1 protein-coding gene and 1 pseudogene are annotated in these 8,726 nt (G+C 77.2%); one reads left to right on the top strand and one right to left on the bottom strand.

What is annotated here, in order from left to right; all coding sequences use genetic code 11:
• Positions 1-225 (bottom strand): annotated as a pseudogene (locus VFZ20_RS29825) (zinc-binding alcohol dehydrogenase family protein); the annotation flags it as partial.
• A 498-nt stretch (positions 226-723) separates the two neighbouring features.
• On the opposite strand from VFZ20_RS29825, the gene VFZ20_RS29820 reads away from it, so the two are divergent.
• A partial coding sequence (locus VFZ20_RS29820; protein WP_329687614.1) for a non-ribosomal peptide synthetase occupies positions 724-8,726 on the top strand: 8,003 nt, incomplete at its 3' end.

Here is an 8,726-nt window from a genome sequence, read left to right as displayed (position 1 = left end):
GTTGCCGATCACCACCCGGGGCTCGCGCCGCTGGCGGCAGATGTCCACGGGCACGCGGTTGACGGCATGCCCCATGTTTCCTTCCCAGCACCCGTACAGCGGCTCGGCGATCACCTCGCCGGGGCCGGCCGCGGGGATGTCGATGGTCTCGCGGACCAGGGCGGCGCGCCGGGGCGTGTCGGTTTCCCCGGCGTAGAGCAGCCAGGCGTCGGCTCGGCGGGTCATGGATTCCGGGGCAGAGGACAAGGGGGTGGGATGCGTGTGCTTGGGGCCATCGTATCCCCGGGATGGGCGTCGGTACGAGTACGGATACGTTTCCGCTTCGGCAGGCGGGGGCCTGCGGGATGGAGCGCGGTTTCCGCAATCCCCACGTTTCGCATTCCATCCGATAAATGTCCTGAATTATTAATCCAGACAGGCGAGGCAGACAAGGACCTTTCTCCGGGTGGGAATCAGCATCAGCGAAGTTTACGGAGCGGGATCCGGTTTCAGCGAGGATCGCGGCCCATCGGCAGAAGTGGATGAAAATCGTCTCTCTGCGGGAGGGGCGGAAATCGCCGGTGCCGGGCGGATCGGCGGGATGGGACGCGATGCGGGGGACAGGTCGAGGCGCGGACCTGGAATCAACCTCCTTGACCCGCTCACGGAATCTGACTATTTCTGTGTCACACCCGCCACGCCCTCACCGGCTGGACCGCTCCGGCACCACGCGCCCCGCACGCGATGTCGCTCTCTCCGCCGATCCCTGACGCGCCGTACGCCCTTTCGCCGCTGCAGCAGGGGATGCTGTTCCAGTCCCTGCTGGCCCCGGCGTCGGGCGTGAACGTGCAGCAGGCCGCCGTGCACCTGGACGAGCGGGTGGACGCCGCGCGCATGCAGCGCGCGTGGGACGGCGTGCTGCGCCGCACCCCCATGCTGCGCACGGGCTTTCGCTGGGCGGGGCTGGCCGAGCCGGAGCAGTGGGCGGACCCCGGCGCCCGCGTGTGGGTGGAGGTGCGCGAGGCGCCTTCGATGGAGCCGGACGCGCGGGAGCCGTGGCTGGCGGCGCTGCTGGAGGAGGACCGGGCCCGCGGCTTTGACCCCGCCCGCCCGCCGCTGATGCGCGTGGTGCTGGTGCGCCTGGCGGACGACGCCTGGGTGCTCGTGTGGAGCTTTCACCACCTGCTGCTGGACGCGCGGTCGTTCACCCTGGTGCTGCGCGACGTCCTTGCCCTGTACGACGGCCACGTGCCGGACGAGGGCGCCCTGCCGGAGCGGACGCCGTTTCGCGAGCACGTGGCGTGGCTGCGCGGCCGCGACGCCGCCGCGGGCGAGGCGTACTGGCGGGACCGGCTGCGCGGCGCGGACGCGCCCGTCCCCGTGCCCGTGCTGCGCGCGGCCCCGCGCGACCCGGTCGCGGAGCCGCCCTTCGGCGTGCGCGAGCGGGCGCTTTCCGCCGGGGCGGACGGCGCCCTGCGCGCGTTCAAGGAGGCGCACGGCATCAACCTGAACACCCTGGCGCAGGGCGCGTGGGCGGTGCTGCTGGGGCGCTACACGGGGCAGTCCGCGCCCGTGCTGGGCGTGGTGCGCGCGGGGCGGTCCACGGGGCTGCCGGGCGCGGACGAGATGATCGGCCCCCTCATCAACACCATCCCCGTCCCCGTCCCGCTCCCCGCCGACGCGACCGTGGCGGAGTGGCTTGGGGCCGTGGCGCGGGGCAACGCGGCGCTGCGCGCGCACGAGCACGCCGCCCTGGCCGACGTGGCCCGGTGGAGCGGGGTGGGGGCGGGAACGCCCCTTTTCGACACCATCTTCAACTACCAGGCGGACTCGTACGAGGCGGCGTTCCGCGCGATGGGGCCGGCATGGCGCACCCGCACCGTCCGCATGCACCGCCGGCTGGGCTTTCCCCTTTCGCTCGCCGCCTACGCCGCGCCCCCGCTGCGCCTGCGCCTGGAGTACGACGCCGACCGCCTGGACGCCGCCGCGGCGGATGCCGTGCTGGGCCAGCTGGCGTGCCTGCTGGAGCAGATGGCGGCCCACCCTGACCGCCCCCTGGCCGCGCTGGACCCGCTGGACGATCACGCGCGGCACCGCGAGGCGCGGGCGTGGAATCCGCCGCCCGCGGCGTACCCGCTGGACGCCTGCGTGCACACGCTGTTCGAGCGGCAGGCGCGGTGCACGCCGGACGCCACGGCCCTCGTCATGGGCGCGGAGCGGTGGGGCTACGCGCGGCTGGACGCGCGGGCCAGCGCGCTCGCCCGGCGGCTGCGGCGGCGGGGCGTGGGGCTCGAAGTGCCCGTCGCGCTCTGCCTGCGGCCGGGGTTCTCCCTGGTGGCGGCCGTGCTGGCCGTGTGGAAGGCGGGCGGCGCCTGGATCCCCCTGGACCCGGCCGCGCCCCCCGGGCGCCTGGCCCTCCTGCTGCGCGACTGTGCTCCCGCCGTCCTGCTGACGGAGTCCGCCCTCGTCCCGCACCTGCCCCCGCACGCCGTCCCCCTCCTCCTCGCGGGCGACGGGGATGAAGACGACACGGACGATGCCCGGGCGGATTCGGTGGGATGTGCGGGATCTGCTCGATCGGCGGAATCGGCAGGATCTGCGGGATCTGCGGGATCTGCGGGATCTGCGGGATCGGCGGGATCGGCGGGATCGGCGGGATCGGCGGAGCCGGGCAGACCAGCGGAATGTGCCGATCCGTCGGAATCGGCAGGATCTGCGGAAGCAGGCGGATCGGCGGAAGCAGGCGGATCGGCCGAGGTGTCGCCGGAGAACCTGGCGTACGTGCTCTACACCTCCGGCTCCACCGGCACCCCCAAGGGCGTGGCCGTGCCGCACCGGGCCCTGGCCAACCACCTGCTGGGCGTGGCCGCCGCGTTCGGCATCGGGCCGGCGGACGGGGGCGTGGCCCAGGCGTCGTACACCTTCGACAAGTGGCTCGTGGAGGTGTTCGGCCCCCTGCTGGCCGGCGGCCGCGCGCGCCTGCTGTCGGCGGACGAGCAGCGCGACCCCGCGCGGGTGCTGGACGCGCTGGCCGACACCACCGTGCTGTACGCCGTCCCCGCCTTTCTCCGCCAGCTGGTGGACGCGGCCGGCGGCGGGCCGCTGGGCGCCGTGCGGGTGATCGGGACGGGGGGCGACCGCGTGCCGCCGGACGTCCTCGCGGCCGTCCGCCGCGTCCTGCCGGACGGCGACCTGCGCGTGGTCTACGGACCCACGGAGACCACGGTGGTCTGCACCGCCTGGCCCGTGCCGGCGGACGGCGCGGCGGCGGGGCATCCCATCGGCCTGCCCCTGCCCAACCTGCGCGCGTACGTCTGCGGCCCCGCGGGGGCGCTGGTGCCGCCGGGGGTGGCGGGGGAGCTGTGGATCGGCGGGGCGGGGGTGGCGCGCGGCTACCGGGACCGGCCCGGGCAGACGGCCGCCGCCTTTGTCCCCGACCCGTTCGCGGCCGAGCCCGGCGCGCGCCTGTACCGCACGGGCGACCGCGTGCGCCGCCGCGCCGACGGCACCCTGGAGTACCTGGGCCGGGCGGACGAGCAGGTCAAGCTGCGCGGCTACCGCATCGAGCCGGGCGAGGTGGAGGCGCTGCTGCGCGCCCAGCCCGGCGTGCGCGCGTGCGCCGTGGTGGTGCGCGAGGACGTGCCCGGCGATCCGCGGCTGGTGGCGTACCTGGCCGGCGCGCCCCGGGTGGACGAGGTGCGCGCCCGCCTGCGCGGCGCCCTGCCGCACTACATGGTCCCCTCCGCGTTCGTGGTGCTGGAGGCGCTGCCCCTGTCGGCCCACGGCAAGGTGGACCGCCGCGCCCTTCCCGCGCCGCCCGCGCACGACGCCGCGGCGGAGTACCGCGCGCCCCGCACGCCCGTGGAGGAGGTGCTGGCCGCCCTGTGGGCCGAGGTGCTGGGCCGCGACCGGGTGGGGACGGGGGAGAACTTCCTGGAGGCGGGCGGGCACTCGCTGCTGGCCACGCGCATCGTGGCCCGCGTGCGCGAGGTGTTCGGGGTGGACCTGCCCCTGCGGGCCCTGTTCGAGGCGCCCACCGTGGCCGAGCTGGCCGCGCGGGTGGAGGACGCGCGCCGCGACGAGGCCCCCCGCGTTCCGCCGCCCGCCCGCCGGGAGGACGACGGCCCGGCGCCGCTCTCCTTTGCCCAGGAGCGGCTGTGGCTGGTGGACCGCCTGGGGCCGGGAAGCGCGCTGTACAACCTGCCCGTGGCCCTGCGGCTGCGCGGCCCGCTGGACGCCGCCGCCCTGGAGCGGGCGCTGGGCGGCGTCGTGCGCCGCCACGAGCCCCTGCGCACCACCTTTGCCGCCGGGGACGACGGCCCCGTGCAGCGCGTGGCCCCCTTCGCGGGGTTCGCCCTCCCCGTGGAGGACCTGTCCGCCGCGGACGACCCCGCGGACCAGGCGCGGCGGCGGGCGGCGGAGGAGGCCGCGCGCCCGTTCGACCTGGCCGCGGGCCCGCTCTTTCGCGCGCGGCTGCTGCGGACGGCGGCGGACGACCACCTGCTCGTCCTTTGCATGCACCACGCGGTGGGCGACGGGTGGAGCGTGGGGGTGATCTTCCGCGAGCTGTCCGTCCTGTACGCCGCCGCGCGCGACGGCCGGCCGGCGCCCCTGCCGGAGCCGCCCCTGCGCTACGGCGACGTTGCCGCGTGGCAGCGGGCGCGGCTGGACGGCGACGCCCTGCGCGCGCCCCTGGCGTGGTGGCGCGCGCGGCTGGCCGGCGCGCCCGCGCTGCTGGAGCTGCCCGCGGACCACCCGCGCCCCGCCGCACAGCGCTTTCGCGGGGCGCGGGCGCGGCTGGACCTGTCCCCGGCCCTGCGCGCGGGGCTCGAGGCGCGGGCGCGGGAGGAGCGCGCCACCCTGTACATGGTGCTGCTGGCCGCCTTCCAGGTGCTGCTGGGCCGGTACGCGGGGACGGACGACGTGGTGGTGGGCACCCCCGTCTCCGGGCGCACGCACCGCGCCGTGGAGGGGCTGGCGGGCTTCTTCGTCGACACGCTGGTGCTGCGGACGGACCTGTCCGGCGACCCGGACGTCCGCGAGGTCCTGCGCCGGGTGCGCGCCACCGTCCTGGACGCCCACGCGCACGGCGAGGTGCCGTTCGAGCGGCTGGTGGCGGAGCTGCGGCCGGAGCGCACGCTGAGCCAGACCCCCCTCTTCCAGGTGGTGTTCTCGCTGGAGGACGACGCCGGCGTCCCGGACCTCGCAGGCGTGGCCGCGGAGCGGGTGGAGGTGGAGACGGACGGCGCCAAGTTCGACCTGGCGCTCTCCGTCGCCCCCCGCGGGGACGGGCTGCGGGCCACGCTGTCGTACGACACGGACCTGTTCGAGCCCGCCACCGCCGGGCGGATGCTGGAGCACCTGGCGCGGCTGCTGGAGCAGGTGGCGGCGGACGCGGACCGTCCCCTCTCCGCCCTGGAGCCCATGGGGGCCCACGAGCGCGCCCGGGTGGTGGACGGGTGGAACCGCACGGACGCCCCGTTTCCCACGGACGGGTGCATCCACCAGGCCTTCCAGGCGCAGGCGGCGCGGACGCCCAGCGCCGTGGCCGTGCTGCACGGGCGCGAGGCCCTCTCGTACGGGGCGCTGAACGCGCGCGCCAACCGCATCGCGCACCACCTGCGCGCGGCGGGGGTGGGCCCCGAGGTGCGCGTGGGCGTGTGCCTGCGGCGCGGCATGGACCTGGTGGCGGCGCTGCTGGGGGTGCTCAAGGCCGGGGGCGCGTACGTGCCCCTGGACCCGGCGTATCCCCCCGGGCGGCTGGCGCTCACCCTGGCCGACGCGGGCGCGCCCGTGCTGGTGACGCAGTCCGCCCTGGCGCCCCTGCTTCCCGACGCGCCCGGCGTGCGGCGCGTGGTGCTGGACACCGAGGCGGAGGCGATCGCCGCCCGTCCCGCGGACGACCCCGCGCCGGGCGCGGGGCCGCGCAACCTGGCGTACCTCATCTACACCTCCGGGAGCACGGGCCGGCCCAAGGGCGTGGCCATCGAGCACCGCAGCGCCCTGGCCATGCTGTCGTGGGCGTGGGACACCTTTTCCCCCGCGGAGCTGGGGGGGATGCTGGCGTCCACCTCCGTCTGCTTCGACATGTCGGTGTTCGAGCTGTTCGCCCCCCTGGGGCGCGGCGGCCGGGTGATCGTGGTGGAGAACGCCCTGGCGCTTCCCGGGGCCCCCGCGGCGGACGAGGTGCGGTTCCTGGACACCGTGCCCTCGGCGGCCGCGGCGCTGCTGGCCGTGGACGGGCTTCCCCCCGGCGTGCGCACGGTGCTGCTGGGGGGCGAGCCCCTCAAGGCGGAGCTGGTGGATGCCCTGTACGCCCGGGGCGTGGAGCGCGTGTACGACGGGTACGGGCCGTCCGAGGACACCACCTTCAGCACGGTGGCCCTGCGCACGCCCGGCGGGCCGCCCACCATCGGCCGCGTGCTGTCCAACTCGCGGGCGTACGTGCTGGACGCGACCCTGCGCCCCGTTCCCGTGGGGGTGCCCGGCGAGCTGTTCCTGGGGGGCGAAGGGGTGACGCGGGGGTACCTGGACCGCCCCGCCCTCACGGCGGAGCGCTACCTCCCCGACCCGCTGGGGCCGCGGCCCGGCGCGCGCGTGTACCGCACGGGCGACCGGGTGCGCTGGCGGGCCGACGGAACGCTAGCGTACCTGGGCCGGCTGGACGCGCAGGTCAAGGTGCGCGGCTACCGCGTGGAGCCCGGCGAGGTGGAGGCCGCCCTGCGCCGGGCCGGCGCCGCCGACTGTGCCGTGGCCGTGCGCCCGGACCCCCGGGGCGACCCGCGGCTGGTGGCGTACGTCGTGGGCGCCCCCGCCGAGGCCCTGCGCGGCGCCCTGCGCGACGCGCTCCCGGACTACATGGTGCCCGCGGCGTTCGTGGAGCTGGACGCGCTCCCCCTCACCCCCAACGGCAAGGTGGACCGCCGGGCCCTCCCCGCGCCGGCGGACGCGGAGGGCGAGGACGGCTACGTGGCCCCCCGCACGCCCCTGGAGGCGGTGCTGGCGGGCGTGTGGGCGCGGGTGCTGGGGTGCGAGCGCGTGGGCGCGGCAGACGGCTTCTTTTCCCTGGGCGGGCACTCGCTGCTGGCCGCGCGCGTGGTGGCGGCCCTGCGCGAGTCGCTGGGGGTGGAGCTCCCCCTGCGGGCCCTCTTCGAGGCGCCCACCCTGGCGGCCCTGGCCGCACGGGTAGAGGCGGAGCGCCGCCGGGGCGCGCCCCCCGCGCCGCCCGTGCTCCCCGTGGGGCGGGATGCGCCGCTGCCGCTCTCGTTTGCCCAGGAGCGGCTGTGGTTCCTGGACCGCCTGCAGCCGGGGAGCCCCCTGTACAACCTTCCCGCGGCGCTGCGCCTGCGGGGCCCCCTGGACGCGGATGCCCTGGCGCGGGCCCTGGACGGGCTGGCGGCGCGGCACGAGGTCCTGCGCACCGTCTTTCCCACCGTGGACGGCGCCCCCGTGCAGGTGTCCGCCCCCCCTGCCGCCGTGCCGCTCCCCCTGGACGACGTGCGGGACGCGGCGGACCCGGAGGCCGAGGCCCTGCGCCGCGCCGCGGCCGAGGCCCTGCGCCCGTTCGACCTGGCCGCGGGGCCGCTCGTCCGCGCGCGGCTGCTGCGGATGGCGACGGACGACCACCTGCTCCTCCTCTGCATGCACCACGGGGTGGCGGACGGGTGGACGGTGGACCTGCTGCTGGGCGAGCTGGCCGCCGGCTACGCCGCCGCCCGGGCGGGGACCCGGCCGGAGCTGCCCCCCCTCCCCGTGCAGTACGCCGACTACGCCGCCTGGCAGCGGGCGCGGCTGGGGGACGCGGTCCTGGAGCAGCCCCTGGCGTACTGGCGGGCGCGGCTGGCCCACGCCCCCGCGCTCCTGGAGCTCCCCACGGACCACCCGCGTCCCCCGCTGCGCACCCACGCCGGCGGCCGCGTGCCCGTGGCGGTGCCGGCGGAGCTGGCCGCCGCCCTGCGGACCCTGGCCCGCGACGCGGACGCCACGCTCTACATGGTGGTGCTGGCCGCCTTCCAGGCCCTGCTGGCCCGGTACGCGGGAGTGGACGACGTGGTGGTGGGAAGCCCTGCCGCGGGGCGCGAGCGCCCGGAGGTGCGCGGCGTGGCCGGCCTGTTCGCGCACACGCTGGCCCTGCGGGGCGACCTGTCGGGCGACCCGCCGTTCCGCGTCCTCCTGGGGCGCGTCCGCGAGGCCGTGCTGGGCGCCTGGGAGCACCAGGAGGTCCCCTTCGAGCGGCTGGTGGCCGAGCTGCGGCCCGGCCGCTCCCTGAGCCACGCCCCCCTCTTCCAGGTGGCGTACGCGCTGGAGGAGAACGCCGCGGACCCGCCCGCCTTCCCGGGCCTGCGGGTGGACGCGGTGGAGGTGGACCTCCCCGTCACCAAGTACGACCTGTCGCTGGCCCTGCGGGCGCGCGCAGACGACCTGCGGGGCGGGCTGGCCTACGCCGCGGACCTCTTCGAGCGGGGCACGGCGGAGCGGATGGCGGCCCACCTGCTCGCCGTGCTGCGGCGCGTGGCGGCCGACCCCGCCCTCCCCCTGTCGCGGCTGCAGCTGCTGGAGGACGGCGAGCGGCGCCGCGTGCTGGAGGCGTGGGGCGGCGTCCCCCGTCCGTACCACCCGCGGCCCGTGCACCTGGACATCACCGCGCGGGCGGCGCGGGCGCCGGACGCCGTGGCCCTCGTCTTCGGCGGGCAGACGGTGACGTACGGCGCCCTGGACGCGGACGCCGCCCGCCTGGCGCGCCACCT

Origin of the sequence: Longimicrobium sp., from assembly GCF_036280135.1 — a bacterium.
Classification (GTDB): Bacteria; Gemmatimonadota; Gemmatimonadetes; order Longimicrobiales; family Longimicrobiaceae; genus Longimicrobium.
This window is presented reverse-complemented; position numbering and strand designations above follow the sequence as displayed.